Source organism: Aurantibrevibacter litoralis (genome assembly GCF_034651555.1).
In the GTDB taxonomy this organism is placed as follows: Bacteria; Bacteroidota; Bacteroidia; order Flavobacteriales; family Flavobacteriaceae; genus Aurantibrevibacter; species Aurantibrevibacter litoralis.
Genome location: NZ_JAYEEQ010000021.1, coordinates 24,246 through 41,827, shown reverse-complemented (window position 1 = coordinate 41,827; position 17,582 = coordinate 24,246). Strand labels below are relative to the sequence as shown.

Here is a 17,582-nt window from a genome sequence, read left to right as displayed (position 1 = left end):
TATGTACCCATTTCTATTGTAAATTAGATTGATAAGAAATACGTCATCCGAAAAGATGGTGGAGTCTCATACAGGGATTGCAAACCCATGTATACATTACAAAGACTGTTTATTCTAAGAAATTGCTCACAAAATTAAAGAGTACCAGCGAACGTATTTTGGTGTTCTTGATAGTACTTTGGACTGCAATTGTATTTTTCCTTAAAAATCTTAGAAAAATAACTTCTACTGGTAAGTCCTATACTGTAAACAATTTCTGAAATATTCATCTCTGTGGTTTTAATTAAGTGCTCTCCGGTCTCTACCCTTATATTTCGAATATAATCTGTAACCGTCCTATTGTGCAAAAGCTTAAATCCTTCCTGCAATTTGGATGGTGAAATCCCTGTTTTGGCATTCAAAAACTTTAAGGTGTACGGCACATCGGGATAATTTTTTATTGAGGTGCTCATTTCCTGTATGATTTTCATTTCTTTTTTGGTGAGCAAACCAGTCCGTTTTTCAGCACCCTCCAAATCCTCTTCCAACTGCTCTATAAACATTCCCAGTACAGTATTAATAATGCCCTCCACAAAAAGCCATTTTGCAATACCTTGACTTCTAAGATCGCGTAATTCCTGAATTTTAGTCAATACTTTTAAATTATGAGACGCCAAGTAAACTGTATGAGTGCTAAGATAGAATTGATCTAAAGCATCCTTTAAAACATGGTAATAAGAAAAGCCGCTCTCTGGATGCGTTACACTTTCCATAGGTACTCTAATGATAGAAATTGTATGAAGTACATGACTTTTTAATTGAAAATGATTTGCTGTTCCGGAATTTTTAATGAGTATAGGTTGCAGTTTTTTCAATTTAATTTTCCCTTCCTTTAGATCAAAAGAATGGGTTATAAATCCCGTGGAAATATATATAAAGTTGACTATATTTTCATCTTCGTGGTGCTGAACGATCATGAGATCTTCTTTGGTGTTAATTTCCAACTCCAAATAAGACATACCATTTCCTAACTGATAGCCTTTTGCCTTACCTTGAACCTCATGACAGTCAAAATCTAAAGTAGCTTCTGTACTCTTGGCTACTACGTTTCCACCCAAAAATGTGGTGAGTTGACTTAAATTAGTTGCGAGGTCGTAACCTGATATTTTAATTGTCTTCATAATACGATGATCAGGGTTAATATTAGTACTGAACTTAAATAATTACATGAGATGCAAATCAATAAATCCATGAGCTATTTACACCTTTTAGAAGGAATTATCATGCCACTACTTCAAACAAATAGTAACTAATCTGCTATCAATTGGTTATACGATTTAAAGACAAGCACGAGCTGTGTAAAATTGGGTAATAGAAGTTATCCCATGAATAAAGAATATACAAAATATAATCCTTTAAAGCAAGGTAATTATTCCTTATTTTTCAAAATCCAATTTCCATACCCTTTTGTCTTACACAGGATTTTAATATAGAATAGCGTTTAAAAAACCAGTACAACCGGTATACATGGTGCACATATAACCTAACCGTTACCGTACTTTAAAAACGATCGCAGGATGTGTAGTACGCACGTTATTCCAAGTAAAGTGCGAAGTATTCTATAGCATTAGCGCCTATTATTACCGCTGTAAATTGGCAGAGTTTCAAAATAAATTAAGTTTGAAATCTTCATTCGGAGTCGCAGGTGGTGGGTATTTCGTATGCCCCACTTACGGTCTCTGCATATCCATAAAAAAACGGATGAACCTCAGTGGAGATTCATCCGTTTTTCATATTGCAAACAAAAGTTTACCTCCTAATTGTCGTCTGTAGCATCTTCAATTTTGTCGCCTACCTTTTTCGCTCCTTCTTCAATTTCATCGCCGACCTTTTCTACACCTTCTTCAATGTCCTCTCCTACTTTTTCTATCCCATCTTTTAATTTCTCTTCATTGGACTTCTGTTCTCTACAAGAAGAAAATGCAGTAAGGGATACGATTGCAAACAATGTAAGTGCTAAATTTATTATCTGTCTTTTCATTTGGTTTGATGTTATTTTAGTTCAATTAAATTTTTCGTCTTCCTGTAATTAAGGAAATGATAAAAAGTACTATAAAAATGAGGAAAAGAATTTTAGCTATACCAGCCGCACCAGCAGCTATTCCTCCAAAACCAAAGATGCCGGCAATTATTGCCAAAATTATAAAAGTGACTGTCCAACGTAACATAGTATTAATTTTTTAATGTTAAACCTATTTAAAACCGGTGGTCTTCCAATTTTATAGTACAAATATTAGGATAGTGAAAAAAAACAATTAACCGTATCCATTTAATAATTAACGCATTAAAAAAATCTCATTTATTTGGCCACGATCCCATATCTTAGAAAAGTATTTCAGGATCTGTATTATACCATAGTGATTTCAAAGCCTATTCTTAACGTTTTCCTCTTTAAAAAATTTCTGGAAATGCTATGCTATGGCTCTTATGAGTATCTTCTTTTGAAATCTTGGATAGTAACAATAACGACCTCCAAAATTGATGCCGGCCAATTGAACCCAGATTTAGTCACGATCCCAAAAAAAGAGACTCAAAGACAACGAAATCTTCTCCAAATACCTCACGCAAGATCACTACTCGCTTTTACAGATTAAAATTCGGAAACATTAGAGCCTGGGTTTATTTTTTCGGTATTTTGAACAAATCCTGGATTCAAAGAATATACCACACTAAATGATATAACTTTCTGAGAAGCGAAACGAGAAACCAAAACCCCTATCCTAAATTATTTTTAAACACTGGCGGTGTTTTATTTAAATAATCGCCGAACAAGGAAGATAATGCCCATACGTTTTAAAGCTCCCAGCCCGGTTTGTATCCAGTGGTAAGGTTTCATAATATCCTCAAATTCATACCGAAGCCCTCTTAGTTCCTCCAAAGCAATTTTTCGCTCTAGATGTAATTTTTTCAGGTCTAATTCAATCTCTTGAAACGATGTATAGCTTCTTTTCATTCTTCGTCAAAAAAAGTGGTAGATAGTTTTTCAATAACCTTCTTATCAATATTTTTTCTTAAAATATAGATCATAAGCGCAATTAAGAATAATACGCCAGCAATTATTACACAGGCCAAAGGCAAACTTTCTAAATAGTCGCCTAAGGCCATGGAACCCGCTACTGTTAAGAAAATCATCCCCAGAAAAATCAAACTGCCAAGCACGATCAACTTAAAGAAAAAAGAAAAAGAAATTGTAAGTTGCTGAAAAATTTTTAACCGGTAATACGCTCCTGATTTAGCTATATAATTTTCCCCAAAATCTAATGCCTTCGCCGTGGTATCATTAATGGAATCAATAACACTCATTCTTATCCTTTTTGCAATTTCTTGTTTTTTGCTTTTAAATCTGTTAATTTGTTTTCCAACAGACTGATAAGATCCTCCGCCTTATAGCTGGCATCTGAAACTAAGGACTCTACCTTTTGTTCCAGGCTATCTTTATTAGAATTGAATGAGTTTGCTAGATTCTCTTTAATATGACCTGCCTCATCTAAGAATGTATCTCTAGTTGCAAGCGCCTGGTCTGCAATTTTCTTCCGGGTTTTGGTGCCTTTGTCGGGCGCGAAGAGTATTCCTAAAGTGGCGCCTATGGCTGTGCCTGCTAGAATCCCTACCAAAACATTATTACTGTTGTTGCTCATTTGTATTTATTTTAAGAGTTAAACCTCAAAATTACGGCCTCTACTTCGCAATCATTAACGCTATCGATTTTAAAGTTAACAGGATTGAAAAAGCAGTACCTAAAAACACGGTACTGGTAGGTGCGCCACCGCATATTTGAAAGCTCTTTCAAAGGCTGACCTACACTAACCGCTCCCAAGGAGGGAGATTATGCTGCTGAATTCTCTTGATGCTTGGTGTTTGGATGTTGGGAGCCTATCAAAACATCCACAATTTCATCTAAATCTTTCTCAATTCCGGGATTTGTGCTGTTCATTAGGATGGAAAACACCATTTGTTCTTCTGGGTAGGCATAAAAAAGGGCATAACCCCCTACTCCATTGCCTACATGGCCGTAATATGGTCGGCCCTTTGTATCCCGACTTACCTGCCAGCCTAAACCATAATAGGTTGGTGTTCCATTGATTATTTCGGAAGTAAGAAACTGAGCAACAGCTCCTTCATCCAGAACACTTCGGTTTAAATATGCCTGACCAAATCGTGCTATATCTTCGGAGGTGGATAAATATCCCCCACCTGCCAACTTATACAAGTTATTTACCGGTGTTGCATTGGTAAATCCGTTTACTGTTTTGGAATAAAAGACTACTGTATCGGGTGGTAAGGCATCGGTTTTTTCCGGAAAGGTGTTTGTGAGGCCCAATGGCTCCAAGACATAGTGCGCTACAAGGGTTTCAAAAGGCATACCGCTCACTTCTTGCATGGCCAAAGAAATTAAAACCCAGTCAAAACTGTTATAGAAATACGCTGTTCCTGGTTCAAAAAGAAGGGCATCATCCTTAAATACTGCAATACTTTCCTTGATGGAAAAAGGCTGATTTAGTGCATATTCCTTACCCCGATACCCTCGTATTCCCGCAGTGTGGCTCGCCAATTGCCGAATGGTAAAGTCATATTTCTTTTTAGGATAATAGGGTACATAGGTATAAAAAGAAGCGTCCAAATCTAGTAGCCCTTCCTGTACCATCTTAGCGAGCGCCGTGGCTGCTATCGGTTTGGACACACTGGCAATCCTAAAAACGCTGCGTTTTGGGTCTGCGGGTATCTTTTTCGCTATATCGGCGTAGCCATATCCTTTTTGAAAAAAAACAGCATTATCTTTTACTACGGTAATGGCCAAGCCGGGTACCTTTTTTTTTCGGATGAGACTGGCCAATAAAGCATCCGCCTTCGTCAAGCCCTGAAGTTTTGGGGAATTTCCCAAAATACGAAGCGAAACAAGCATTTCCCGTACATACGAAGCTATCGGTTTCAAAATGCTTATGGTTTAAAATTTTCAAATATAAGCTCAAAAAGCAAATACAAATACAAGATCAAGTATCAAGTTCAAGCTCAAGTATCAAGTTCAAGTATCAAGTTCAAAATTCAAAATTTAAATACATCACTCCCTAAATATCAACTTCCCTTTAAAAAGCTCTTGTACGTCCACCAATGGCGGTCTGTTTATAGCGACTACATCTCCTGTAGCTCTTATAATTCCCTGTAAGGATTGTTGGGGGTTTAGGCGCATATCGTTGGTTCCTCGGTGATTTAGGGTAATGTGTTGCGCTATTAATTCGGTAGCTTCCAAACGGGCATCACCGGCAGCAAAAGTGATTTGAAAATTGTTGGTACTACCCCGGAGATTAAAAAAGGACAGTCCGTTGGAAACAATGGAAAGGCTTTCTGTTTCCAAATCCAAAGTAAACTCACCACTGGTTACATCGGCTTCCGGATCGGTAAAACTTTCGGAAAGCAAGGCAAGATTAGGGTACCGCAAAACCCCTTCGCTTCGTATAGGAAAACCTGTACTGCTGCGAATTTCCGTAATATTCGGGGCAGTAACATACACCTTTGTCAGGCCAAAACTCCGAACAAAATTACAATCGTTAGTATCTATTAGAAGCAAACGATCGTCTTTCACCTCTACCGATACCTCGTTAAGTAGAAATTTTCCGGTTTCTACGGAGACACGAATTTCATCACCTTGCTGTAAAACCAATTGTACATTTTTCCCAACGGTAATCTTGGTAAAGTTGGCCACCGAGATATCTTCCCGAACTAGATCACCTGCATTTTGAAAACAATCAGGGACATTTTCGCCGTTACAGCCTATGAATAGCGCCAAAGATAGCAACGCTATCCATTTTTGTAGGTTTTGTATGTATTTGGTCGTTCTCATATTACAGGCGTATTCCAATTCCAAATTCCACGGCCTCTGCTTTAGCTCCATGCGATTTTAAGGTTACTGCACCAAAAACTTTGGAGCCAAAATAGCGTTTTAAGCCAATTCTATTGTAAACCCGTCCTTCAAAATCGAAAGGATAGTACACATAGTACCCCAATTGGGTAACCACTGACATTTTGTTGATATAGAGCTCGTGCCCCAAAAACAAGCCAACACGTTTATAATCATCGTCTATAGCCACATTATTTTCCGGAAAGGCAATGGACTGAAAACGTATTAAATCCTTTAAAAAATTAGAAAAAAATACCTCTGTGCCCAACTGAAGGCCACTGTACCTGCTAAGGCGTTTATCGGCATACGCCGACACGATATAAAATGGAAATTGCCCGGAATTAATGACATCACTCTCATTAATGCCGCTTCGGAACACAAAATTGTAATGAATGGGTTCTGTTATTTTATTTCGTAGAGTATCCTTATGATATGCTACAGGCGCAGTACCCCCGTCTAAGTCATAGGTGACACCTACGTTTAATGCCAAGGTATTGGTAGAAGTATTGGGTGCCTTAAAATTTGCATTAGAATAGTGAATTACGGAAAGTCCGGCTTTGAACCCCAACCCTGCAATGAGGTTCTCTTTGTGGTAGTTAAGCATAAAATAGGTAGAACTCAATAAATGGCTTCCGTAGGCATTGTTTCTAAAATTTCGGTTTTTATCGTACGGGTTGGTATTATAGGCAATACCTTGCCCCAACCGAAACTGAACATTACGATTAAAAAAATAGAAATTATAATGAGCATAGATTCCAAAATTCTGCCCTAAAATACTATTCCCCATATCTTGATACACAAAGGAAACACCTACATCTGGGTAATTGTAACGACGTTCCCATTCTTGAAATCCGTAGGTTTTTCTGTTGTAACTTAAGATTACTCCAGAAGGATGGCCGGTAATTAAATGTGAAATATCGGGATTGTGTAATAAAATAGAACCATTAAACTGGTTGGCATCCAGCGTATACCTTTTTACTTCTTCACCACTTTCTTGAGCCAAACCAAAAGCAGTTAAAAAAAACAGACCTAAAAAGGGTTTTATATCCATTGGGCGCAAAAATAGGAAAATATAATGGTTGCCTAGGCATCAATTATGGCAGAAAACCCAAAAAAACCGAGATAGCACCCAGACGCTATTGTATCTAAAACACTTCCTTGGCTATCGCCCTAATGTTGTCGGACTTTCCCATAGAGTAATAATGCAACACGGGAACACCGGCCTTTTTTAATTCTTTAGATTGCTGAATACTCCATTCTATACCCACTTGCCGTACCTCGGCATTATTCTTACAATGATCTACCGCATCAATAAGATCTTGTGGAATATCGATTCTAAAAACATGAGGCAAGAGTTGCAAGTGCTTTTTTACCGCTATAGGCTTAATCCCGGGAATAATGGGTACCGTAATCCCTATGTCGCGTGCTGCATTCACAAACTGAAAATATTTCTGATTGTCGAAAAACATTTGTGTAACCACATAATCGGCACCGGCATCTATTTTTGCTTTAAGCCTTTTTAAATCTGATATTAAAGAAGGAGCTTCCAAATGTTTTTCGGGATAGCCGGCTACGCCAATGCAAAAATCAATACAATTATCGGTTTCCACTACTTCATGAAGGTAGTTCCCATTACTCATATTCCTAATTTGGGCTACCAAATCGCTTGCATAGGCATGTCCACCCTTAGTTGGTTCAAAATATTTCTCATCTTTCATGGCATCGCCTCTTAATGCCATTACGTTATCGATACCCAGGTATTGACAATCAATAAGCATATACTCCGTTTCCTCCTTTGTAAACCCACCGCAAAGCACATGCGGCACGGTATCTACCTTGTATTTGTGTTTTATGGATGCGCAAATGCCCACGGTGCCAGGGCGCATCCGCGTCAGTTTTTTATCTAAAAGTCCGTCTTTATCAATATAAATATACTCTTCCCTAGAAGTGGTTACATCAATAAATGGCGGATTGAACTCCATCAATGGGTCGATGTTATTGTACAATTCCTGAATACTGCGTCCCTTTACGGGCGGTATCAACTCAAAGGAAAACAAGGTGTTTCCGTTTGCTGCTTTTATATGGTCTGTTACTTTCATTTTTCCAACAATACCCTTTTTATAAATTTATAATCCCCTTCATACTCCCAATAAATCCATCTGCCACTTAGGTAATCTATCAAGATATATTTTTCACTTACTGATTTAATTCTGGAAATCGCAACTATTTTTTTAGAAAAACCTTCTATTTTCACTTCTTCGGTTATCTCTTTGTTATCAGTTGTATAACCATGCGATATGAGATGGCTTCCCAATGATAATTCTATGAATTTTTGTTTCAAGTGTTTATTTTATTGTGTTGGTTCGTTGTTTCTATTTCGACTCCCTTAACCTACCGAAAACATGTTCCGGACGAGCTTCCCTTCCAGAGGGAAATTACTTATTTAGACTTGGGTTTCTATCTCAACATCATCAATCTGCTATATTCGTGGCCAACCATCTCGTTGCTTCATCCAAAGGTATTCCTTTGCGCTTGGCAAAATCTTCGACCTGATCTTCCTTAATTTTTCCTAGCCCAAAATACCTTGCTTCCGGATTTGCAAAATAATAGCCGCTTACACTAGAAGCAGGCCACATGGCCAAACTTTCAGTGAGTTTTACCCCAATGGTATTTTCTACATCGAGCATTTCCCAAATGGTTCGTTTTTCTAAATGATCGGGACACGCAGGATATCCCGGTGCCGGACGGATGCCTTTATAGGTTTCATTAATTAATGCCTCATTAGACAGGTTTTCGTCGGCCGCATAGCCCCAATAGTTCCTTCGTACTTCTTTATGCAGATATTCGGCATACGCCTCTGCCAAACGATCTGCCAAGGCCTTCACTAAAATAGAATTATAGTCATCCAGATTCTCACGGTAGGCATCTGCCATTTCATCTACCCCGAATCCCGTGGTTACGCAAAAGCATCCAATATAATCTTGTCTTCCAGTGCTTTTTGGCGCTATAAAGTCGGCCAGCGCATAATCTGCCACACCTTCTTTTCGTTTCAACTGCTGCCGTAGCGTTCTAAATGTATAGGTTTTACCGGCCGTAATCACCTCAATATCGTCATCCCCAACCGTATTCGCCGGAAACAAGCCGAAAATTGCCTTAGCTTTCAGCTTTTTTTCTTTAAAAATTGTTTCCAACATCTTTCTGGCATCGTCAAAAAGCGCTACAGCTTGTTCCCCTACGACATCATCCTTTAGAATATCCGGGTACTTTCCATGTAGTTCCCAACTTCTAAAAAAGGGCGACCAATCTATAAAATCATCTAATTTTCGCAAATCAAAATCCTCAAAAACATGAATGCCCAATTCTTTTGGTTCTATAATTTCGGCACTATTCCAATCAATCTTGAACTTATTCGCTCTGGCTTGGGCGAGCGTTTTATATTCCTTTATTTTAGTTCGCTTCAGAAACTTATCCCTAAAATCGGCATAGTCCGTTTTAATTCCTTTTTTATACGCCTGTGAGGTTTCTTTCTGCAAAAGATCGCCTACTACGGTGACCGCTCTGGAGGCATCATTAACATGCACCACGGTTTCACTGTATTGCGTATCAATTTTTACAGCAGTATGGGCTTTACTGGTGGTGGCTCCTCCAATGAGCAGAGGGATTTTAAAATTTTGACGCTCCATTTCTTTGGCTAAAAAGACCATTTCATCTAAAGACGGCGTAATTAAGCCACTCAAACCAATAATATCTACTTCGTGTTCTATCGCTGCAGCCATAATTTTTTCTGGGGGTACCATTACCCCTAAATCTACAATTTCATAACTGTTACAGGCCAGTACTACACTTACTATATTTTTTCCAATGTCGTGGACATCGCCTTTCACCGTCGCCATTAAGATTTTACCGTTTCCCTTTTCATCGCCTACTTGAGGATTAAGGAGTTTTTCTTCTTCAATAAATGGTAACAGATAGGCTACTGCTTTTTTCATAACACGCGCCGATTTTACGACTTGAGGTAAAAACATTTTACCGCTCCCAAATAAGTCGCCCACCACATTCATCCCAATCATTAAATGGCCTTCAATAACTTCTATGGGTTTATTGGCTTGCTGTCTGGCTTCCTCTACATCTTCGGTAATAAACTCATCTATTCCTTTTACCAAAGCGCGGGTAATTCTGTTTTGTAACGGCTCTGTTCTCCATGATAGATCTACCTTGCTTTCCTTGGTTTTCCCTATCACCGATTCCGCAAAATCCAGTAAACGCTCCGTGGCATCGTCCCTTCTATTGAGAATTACGTCTTCTACCCGTTCCAGCAAATCTTTGGGAATATCGTCATAGACCTCCAGCATGGTGGGGTTGACAATACCCATATTCATCCCTGCCTTTATAGCATGGTACAAAAACACAGAATGCATGGCTTCCCGTACCGGATTATTTCCGCGGAAGGAGAAGGATACATTGCTTACACCACCACTAACGCTGCAATATGGCAGATTTTTACGTACCCAAGAAGTGGCCTTTATAAAATCGAGCGCATTTAATTTATGCTCCTCCATTCCCGTGGCCACCGGAAAAATATTGAGATCGAAGATGATGTCTTCCGGCGGAAAACCCACTTTATCTACCAAAATATCGTACGATCGTTTTGCGATTTCGATACGCCGGTCGTAATTATCGGCCTGACCAACCTCGTCAAAGGCCATGACGATTACGGCAGCTCCGTAGCGTTTTATGAGTTTGGCTTGATGCATAAATTGCGCCTCCCCTTCTTTTAAACTGATGGAGTTTACCACACATTTTCCTTGTACCACTTGCAAGCCGGCCTCAATAATGTCCCATTTAGAACTATCAATCATAATAGGAACTCTGGATATATCCGGTTCGGCAATTACCAGATTAAGGAACTTTACCATGGCTTCTTTGCCATCGATGAGCCCATCATCCATGTTAATATCGATGATTTGCGCACCACCTTCTACTTGGTCTCTGGCTACTTTTAAAGCTTCTTCAAATTTTTCCTCCTTTATAAGCCTAAGAAACATCTTAGAACCCGCCACATTAGTACGCTCCCCAACATTCACAAAATTGCTTTCCGGAGTGATGATGAGAGGTTCAAGTCCGCTTAGCTTTAAAAATCTAGTTGTCTGTTGACCGTTGTCTGTTGATAGTTTCATTGTGTTTTTTCCAGACGTTATTTTGTCTTTTTGTAATAATTAATAAAACCATTTATAAGTTTTTTACACTTTACGATCTGATTAAAAACAGAATCAAAATCCTCTTTGTTTAAATAATTTTGGTCTATTGCAATAAAAGATTGTGTTTCCAATTCATATAAAGAACCCCTAGCTATGTGTAAAAATTGAATCGTATCAGCCGAGGTTCTCCGCCCACAACCCTCTGCAATGTTTGAAGGAATTGACACGGCACAGCGTCGTATTTGATTTGTTAAACCATATAATTCTTCTGAAGGGAATTTTTTTGTTATATTATAAATCATATGAACCAAAATCCTAGCTTCTTTCCACACTTCCAATTCTGTATAATCCATTTTAAAAAAATTTCCGAACAACCATCAACCGACAACCGACAACGGTCTTGGTTTATACGTTACAGCCAACTCCGCAATTGCCTTAATATGTTCCGGGGTGGTGCCGCAACAGCCTCCAACAATATTTATTAGTCCCTTTTCCATATACTCTTTAATTTGTGCTGCCATTTGCGCTGGGGTTTCATCATATGCTCCAAAAGCATTGGGTAATCCTGCATTGGGATGGGCTGAAATAAAATGATCCGTTCTTGCGGATATGACTTCCAAATGGGGTGTTAATTGACTGGCTCCTAGAGCGCAATTAAACCCGACCGATAATATAGGAATATGCGAAATAGAAATTAAAAATGCTTCTGCCGTTTGTCCTGATAAGGTCCTACCTGATGCGTCGGTAATAGTGCCACTGACCATAATAGGCACATGAATCTGCCGTTCTTCCTTTACTTCTTCTATAGCAAACAGGGCCGCTTTGGCGTTGAGTGTATCAAAAATAGTTTCTACTAATAAAAGATCTGCCCCACCATCCAATAAAGCTTCTACCTGCTGTTTATAGGCAACTCTAAGTTCGTTAAAAGAAATAGCTCTATATCCGGGATCGTTTACATCGGGCGACATGCTGGCGGTTTTATTGGTTGGCCCGATACTTCCCGCAACAAAACGAGGTTTATGAGGGTCTTTGGCCGTAAACTCGTCGGCGACTTTTTTGGCAATCCGAGCCGATTCATAGTTTAACTCGTACACCAATTCTTCCATGTGGTAATCGGCCATGGCGATGGTGGTTCCGGAAAAAGTATTGGTTTCTGCAATATCGGCTCCGGCCTCAAAGTAGCTGCGATGTACGGCGGCAATAGCATCGGGCTGGGTAAGGGACAACAAGTCATTGTTGCCCTGTAGCGGATGTGGCCAATCCTTGAAGCGTTCGCCACGGAAATCGGCTTCGGTGAATTTATAGCGTTGCAACATGGTGCCCATGGCACCGTCTAAAACCAGTATACGCTCCTTTAATATTTGCGCTATGTTTTTCATTTATTTTTTTCAATTTTGATCCTAACACCTCGGCATTCCTCTCTATTCTTAATGTACGTGCTTTGCTGTCTTTCCCGTTTTTATTTTCGCAATCCTTTTTGCGTTAGGGATAGGAGCGACATCCTTTTTCGCTTTAAAAAAAGCGAAAAAGATACAGCGTATAGCCCGACCCATTTGTTTTACAAAAGGGTAACGCTAAAAAAAGTGATGTATCAAGAAAGGAAAAGCAGCATTTTTTACCTTTTTCCGAGTTATCTAGTCCGCCATGGGCAGATAGAATGTAGCACCTTCTTTACAGATAAAGGGTTGCTAAGGCTTCTAAGGGTCTATTCCCTCCACCTTTCTTGATAACAATTTCAATTTGATAATGAACGGGCTGCAAAGTAACGGCACAGCCTTGGCAAAAGCAAGGAATATAGCCTGTTTTTTAGCCCATAGTATAAGATCGTTTACCTTCTAAAGGCAGCATTCGGTTTTCTAAAAAATGCTTTGTACTACTTCTTTTTTAGCTTCCTTTTTACTGCCATCAAAGCCTTCTACGCCACCCACCGTGGTATATTTCATAACGTAACGCTTTCCGGGATTGATGATTTGATAGGCATACTGGCACATGACGGCAGCCTCGTGAAATCCGGAAAGTATTAATTTTAGTTTTCCTTCATAGGTATTGACATCGCCAATTGCGAATACCCCGGGAATATTGGTTTGGTAGTCTTTGGCATTGTTCACCTTTATTGCATTTTTTTCAATTTCGAGACCCCAATCGCCGATGGGACCCAACTTTGGGGAAAGGCCGAACAAGGGAATAAAATAATCCGTCTCCAAAAAAGTGGTTCCTTTTTCAGGATTATTATGCGTTATGATAACAGCTTCTAGCTGATTTTGTCCTTGAATTTGGGTAACTTCTGCTTCGGTAAACAGTCTTATTTTTCCCAGTTTTGCCAATTCTGATGCTTTTTCTACCGAATCCAAGGCACCTCTAAATTCATTTCTACGGTGTACTAAGGAAACTTCTGAAGCTACATTCGTAAGATAAATGGCCCAGTCTAAGGCCGAATCTCCACCGCCTGAAATAACCACCCTTTTATCTCTGAACACCTCCGGATCCTTTATCATATAAGAAACCCCCTTATCTTCGTAGTTTAGAATATTGGGGATTAACGGTTTTCTGGGTTCAAAAGAACCTAAACCACCGGCAATAACAACGACGGGAGCGTGGTGTTTAGTGCCTTTATTGGTGGTCACAACAAAAGAGCCGTCTTCTAATTTATCTAAGGTCTCCGCACGTTCGCCTAGGGTAAATCCGGGCTCGAAAGGTTTAATCTGCTCCATCAAATTAGAGACCAATTCGCCGGCCAAAATTTCCGGAAATCCGGGAATATCGTATATGGGTTTTTTAGGATAAATCTCAGAACACTGCCCTCCGGGTTGCGCAAGAGCATCTATGAGATGTGTTTTAAGTTTTAATAAGCCTGCCTCAAAAACGGTAAATAACCCTGTGGGGCCTGCGCCAATGATAATAATATCTGTTTTAATCATTCTAATCTGTGTTATTCCTATAAAACGTAAATTTTCTAAAAAGATTTTTCTACTAGCTTTTTTGTGACTTCATTCATTTTTTCTACCTTCTCTTCGAAGTCACCTTTGAGCGTTTTTCTGTAGTCATGTAGGTTTGCTACCATATTACTGATATCCTCCGGTATGACCTCCTCAAAAAACTGCCGCAATCGTTTAGCAGTGGTAGGCGATTTGCCGTTGGTGGAAATCGCAATTTTTACATTGCCTTTGGTAACGATACCGCCCATATAAAAATCGCAATACGGGGGATTATCGGCGACATTAACCAACTTGCTTTCTTTTCTGCAATCGGTATACACTTGTATGTTTACTTCAGGAACATCTGTGGTGGCAATTACCATATGTTTACCGGCTACATACTTTGGATGATACACATCGGTAATTAATTCAACACCAAATTGATTCGCTAATTGCATAGTACCTTCTCGGAACATTGGGGATACCATGGTCACCTTGGCATCCGGACTCGATTTCGTAAGGAAATTCAATTTTTCTTCCGCCACATGGCCGCCGCCTACAATAAGGATATTGAGGTTTGATGCTTTTAAAAATATGGGGTATAAATTATTCCGTTCCATCAGCCTAATTTTTCAACAAAATTACGACTTAATTCAGCCGGTTGCAACTGCAACAAGGCTGCTCTGTGCGAAACCACTTCTCCAATAACAATAATTGCGGGGTTCGTCAATTTTTGCTTTTGAACTTCGCTTTCTATGGTCGCTATCGTTCCTATGGCTATTTTTTCTTCTGCAGTGGTACCGTTTTGAATAATAGCCACAGGCCGCTGCCCTTTTCCTTCTTTTTTGAATAAGGCCACTATTGATGCCAACTTTGACATCCCCATTAGAATGACCACAGTAGCATTAGATTTTACTGCCAGGTGCACATCTTGAGAAAGCCGATGTTCCTTTGTAGTTCCTGTAATTACCCAGAAACTCTCGGCAGCGCCTCTTTTAGTGACGGGAATATGCTGTATTGCCGCAACGGATAAGGCCGAAGACACTCCGGGTACCATTGCTACAGCTATGCCTTGTGCTGCGGCATAGGCCATTTCTTCTGCGCCACGCCCAAAAACAAAGGGGTCTCCTCCCTTTAAGCGCACCACATGACCATGAGATTTTGCGCAACTCACAATAAGCTCGTTGATCTGTTCTTGTTGATAGGCATAACATCCTTTGCGCTTGCCCACAAAAATATGCTCTGCGTGGGGCGCATACTGCAACAATTCGGTGGCTACCAAGGCATCGTACAAAACAACATCTGCACTTTTAAGGGTGTTAATCCCCTTTAATGTAATGAGTTCGATATCGCCAGGACCAGCGCCTACCACCGTAAGACGAGGCGCTTTTCCGGCATATATGTTTTCCTGATTTGCCTTTTCTATGCGCATACTCCTAGGCTTCCACCAATTCTTTAGTTCTATATTCGCCAACCGTGTCTAAAAATGCCTTAGCAGCTTCTAAATACTGATACGCAAAATGCGCTGTTGGTTTATTCTTATTTAACTGATATACCAAAGATTCAAAAGAAGTTTGTAACCTAATTTTTCCCGAAGCAACGAAAGTGGCATCAAAATCGGCAATAATACCGGCATGCGTATTAGTTTTTAAATTCTCGGCAATCAATAATGCCTTAGCGGCATTTACCATAGCCGAATACGTATGATAAATACCGGCTGCCCACTTTTCCTGATCTAAAGCCTGCTGTGCATTTTGAATCTTTTCTTCGCTCTCTAATAAAAGCGTAGCTATTAGGTCTATAACTACCCCGGCACATTCTCCGACACCTATGGCTTGCTCGTATTTTTCAGTATTACCCCAGTCTATAAAATCATCTGCCGTTAAATTATCCACATCGGAAAGGGGTTTTAAATAATCGTAAAAATACATTTGTCCTTTTTGTTCGTAATACGCGGCAAAAGAACGTCCGTTACCATGGGCGTCAAAATCATTTAGAATTAAACGCAGTGCCTCCGGGCCTCTTTTACTGGGTACTTTTATCACCTTATCTGCAAAACGCCCTGTGCCGTTGCCAAAATTGGCGCCACCTAGCAAGACTTGTAAGGCCGGAGCTACTAGTTTATTTTTAGTCCTCACAGACATCCCTTGAAAACCAATATCGGCCATGTTGTGCTGTCCGCAAGCGTTCATACAACCACTAATTTTAATGACCACATCTTTATTGTAAATGTAATCGGGGTATTCGGTTTTGATAACCCGTTCCAATTCTTCAGCAATACCGGTACTGCTGGAAATACCCAAGTTACAGGTATCGGTACCTGGGCAAGCTGTAATATCTACGGCCTTATTGTACCCTTCTTCTGTGAAGCCTAATTGTTGTAATTGGGTATAGAAAAAAGGAATGAGATCCTCTGCAACAAAGGGAATTAAAATATTTTGCCGTAACGAAAATCGCAATTCCGAAGCGGCATATTTTTCTACCAAATCGGCCAAAGCTCTAGCTTTGTCTGTATAAAAATCGCCTAATAGTACTTTAATACCTATGGCGACATACCCTTTTTGTTTTTGGGACACTATGTTTGTCGATTTCCACCGTTGAAACGCCTTTTGATCTGCAATTTGAACCTCCGGAACTGTAGTTTTGGCTATTTGTACTTTGGGATAGTTTGCTACATCAATTTCAAAAGTGTCGAACGGTACAGCCGTTTTTTCCTGAGCCAAAAGTGCTTTGAAAGCTTCTAATCCGATATCCTTTATTAAAAATTTCAAGCGAGCTTTTGCGCGACTTTTGCGTTCTCCAAACCGATCAAAAACCCGTACTACGGCTTCCATTAACGGAATAATCTGGTTTGCCGGAAGAAAGCTGAATAATTCGTCGGCATGTCGGGGCTGCGAACCCAATCCGCCCCCCAGCATCACCTTAAATCCGAGTACTTCATTTTCAATTTTGGCAATAAAGCCCAAATCGTGCATATATGAAAGTCCGGTATCGGCGTCACTGGCAGAAAAGGAAACTTTAAATTTCCGACCCATTTCCTGTCCGATAGGATTTCTTAAAAAATATTGAAACAGTCCGTGCGCATAAGGAGACACATCAAACGGCTCGTTAGGATCTATACCTGCGGTTTCACTGGCCGTAACATTGCGCACCGTGTTGCCACAGGCCTCTCGAATGGTAACCTCATCCTTTTCTAACTCCGACCACAATTGGGGAGTGCGGCTAATATCTACATAATGAATTTGAATATCTTGACGTGTTGTAATATGTAGGCGTCCCGTAGAGTATTCATCGGACACCTCGCAAATGCGTCGAAGCTGTTTGGAACTTACCTTGCCATAGGGAAGTTTCATTCGAATCATCTGTACTCCTTCTTGACGCTGACCATAGATTCCGCGTGCTAAACGCAGGCTTCGAAATTTTTCTTCATCTATCTTTCCTTCTTTAAATAAATGAATTTTGGCTTCCAAGTCTAGGATATCCTTTTGTACAATCGGATTTTCTATTTCTGATCTAAAACTCTGCATAATTATA

At 39.8% G+C, this 17,582-nt stretch carries 18 protein-coding genes and 1 riboswitch; all 18 genes read right to left on the bottom strand.

The genetic code is table 11. From position 1 onward, the window contains the following. Nucleotides 1-134 precede the first annotated feature (134 nt). Nucleotides 135-1,160: a helix-turn-helix domain-containing protein gene (locus U1E44_RS14480; RefSeq protein WP_322931822.1), complete on the bottom strand. Its 1,026-nt coding sequence runs from the start codon at nt 1,158-1,160 to the stop codon at nt 135-137. Nucleotides 1,161-1,795: 635 nt separating this feature from the next. Then, the gene (locus U1E44_RS14475; RefSeq protein WP_322931821.1) at nt 1,796-2,020 is read right to left on the bottom strand and encodes a hypothetical protein; all 225 of its coding nucleotides are present in this window, start codon (nt 2,018-2,020) and stop codon (nt 1,796-1,798) included. Between the two features lie 25 nt (nt 2,021-2,045). Then, nucleotides 2,046-2,207: a DUF1328 family protein gene (locus tag U1E44_RS14470; protein WP_322931820.1), complete on the bottom strand. Its 162-nt coding sequence runs from the start codon at nt 2,205-2,207 to the stop codon at nt 2,046-2,048. Nucleotides 2,208-2,788: 581 nt separating this feature from the next. Next, entirely contained in the window at nt 2,789-2,992 is a 204-nt protein-coding gene (locus tag U1E44_RS14465; protein WP_322931819.1) for a hypothetical protein, read from the bottom strand. Further along, complete coding sequence (locus U1E44_RS14460; protein WP_322931818.1) at nt 2,989-3,342, bottom strand: hypothetical protein; 354 nt, start codon at nt 3,340-3,342, stop codon at nt 2,989-2,991. The genes U1E44_RS14465 and U1E44_RS14460 overlap by 4 nt, the downstream gene beginning before the upstream one ends. 2 nt (nt 3,343-3,344) lie before the next feature. Further along, the gene (locus U1E44_RS14455) at nt 3,345-3,677 is read right to left on the bottom strand and encodes a YtxH domain-containing protein (RefSeq protein ID WP_322931817.1); all 333 of its coding nucleotides are present in this window, start codon (nt 3,675-3,677) and stop codon (nt 3,345-3,347) included. A 188-nt stretch (nt 3,678-3,865) separates the two neighbouring features. Beyond that, nucleotides 3,866-4,972 (bottom strand): serine hydrolase domain-containing protein, encoded by a 1,107-nt coding sequence (locus U1E44_RS14450; protein WP_322931816.1) that lies wholly within the window; start codon nt 4,970-4,972, stop codon nt 3,866-3,868. Between the two features lie 126 nt (nt 4,973-5,098). Beyond that, nucleotides 5,099-5,878, bottom strand: a complete 780-nt coding sequence (locus tag U1E44_RS14445) for a head GIN domain-containing protein (RefSeq protein ID WP_322931815.1) — start codon at nt 5,876-5,878, stop codon at nt 5,099-5,101. A gap of 1 nt (nt 5,879) precedes the next feature. Next, nucleotides 5,880-6,986 carry an acyloxyacyl hydrolase gene (locus tag U1E44_RS14440; protein ID WP_322931814.1) on the bottom strand — a complete coding sequence of 369 codons (1,107 nt, stop codon included), beginning with the start codon at nt 6,984-6,986 and terminating at the stop codon, nt 5,880-5,882. Nucleotides 6,987-7,080: 94 nt separating this feature from the next. Further along, nucleotides 7,081-8,034, bottom strand: coding sequence for a methylenetetrahydrofolate reductase [NAD(P)H] (gene metF / locus U1E44_RS14435; RefSeq protein WP_322931813.1), 954 nt, complete (start codon nt 8,032-8,034; stop codon nt 7,081-7,083). Then, on the bottom strand, nt 8,031-8,276 hold the full coding sequence (locus U1E44_RS14430; protein ID WP_322931812.1) for a hypothetical protein: 246 nt from the start codon (nt 8,274-8,276) through the stop codon (nt 8,031-8,033). The genes metF and U1E44_RS14430 overlap by 4 nt, the downstream gene beginning before the upstream one ends. 130 nt (nt 8,277-8,406) lie before the next feature. Continuing rightward, nucleotides 8,407-11,112: a methionine synthase gene (gene metH / locus U1E44_RS14425; RefSeq protein ID WP_322931811.1), complete on the bottom strand. Its 2,706-nt coding sequence runs from the start codon at nt 11,110-11,112 to the stop codon at nt 8,407-8,409. Nucleotides 11,113-11,129: 17 nt separating this feature from the next. After that, nucleotides 11,130-11,486, bottom strand: coding sequence for a four helix bundle protein (locus U1E44_RS14420; protein ID WP_322931810.1), 357 nt, complete (start codon nt 11,484-11,486; stop codon nt 11,130-11,132). A gap of 24 nt (nt 11,487-11,510) precedes the next feature. Beyond that, nucleotides 11,511-12,512: a homocysteine S-methyltransferase family protein gene (locus U1E44_RS14415; protein WP_322931809.1), complete on the bottom strand. Its 1,002-nt coding sequence runs from the start codon at nt 12,510-12,512 to the stop codon at nt 11,511-11,513. A gap of 248 nt (nt 12,513-12,760) precedes the next feature. Continuing rightward, nucleotides 12,761-12,866: riboswitch (SAM riboswitch) on the bottom strand. A 123-nt stretch (nt 12,867-12,989) separates the two neighbouring features. Then, a complete protein-coding gene (locus U1E44_RS14410) occupies nt 12,990-14,051 on the bottom strand; it encodes an NAD(P)/FAD-dependent oxidoreductase (RefSeq protein ID WP_322931808.1) in 1,062 nt (353 codons plus the stop codon). Between the two features lie 35 nt (nt 14,052-14,086). Next, nucleotides 14,087-14,668 (bottom strand): precorrin-2 dehydrogenase/sirohydrochlorin ferrochelatase family protein, encoded by a 582-nt coding sequence (locus U1E44_RS14405; RefSeq protein WP_322931807.1) that lies wholly within the window; start codon nt 14,666-14,668, stop codon nt 14,087-14,089. Beyond that, entirely contained in the window at nt 14,668-15,480 is an 813-nt protein-coding gene (cobA, locus tag U1E44_RS14400) for a uroporphyrinogen-III C-methyltransferase (protein WP_322931806.1), read from the bottom strand. The genes U1E44_RS14405 and cobA overlap by 1 nt, the downstream gene beginning before the upstream one ends. A gap of 4 nt (nt 15,481-15,484) precedes the next feature. Beyond that, the gene (locus U1E44_RS14395) at nt 15,485-17,575 is read right to left on the bottom strand and encodes a hypothetical protein (RefSeq protein ID WP_322931805.1); all 2,091 of its coding nucleotides are present in this window, start codon (nt 17,573-17,575) and stop codon (nt 15,485-15,487) included. Nucleotides 17,576-17,582: the final 7 nt, after the last annotated feature.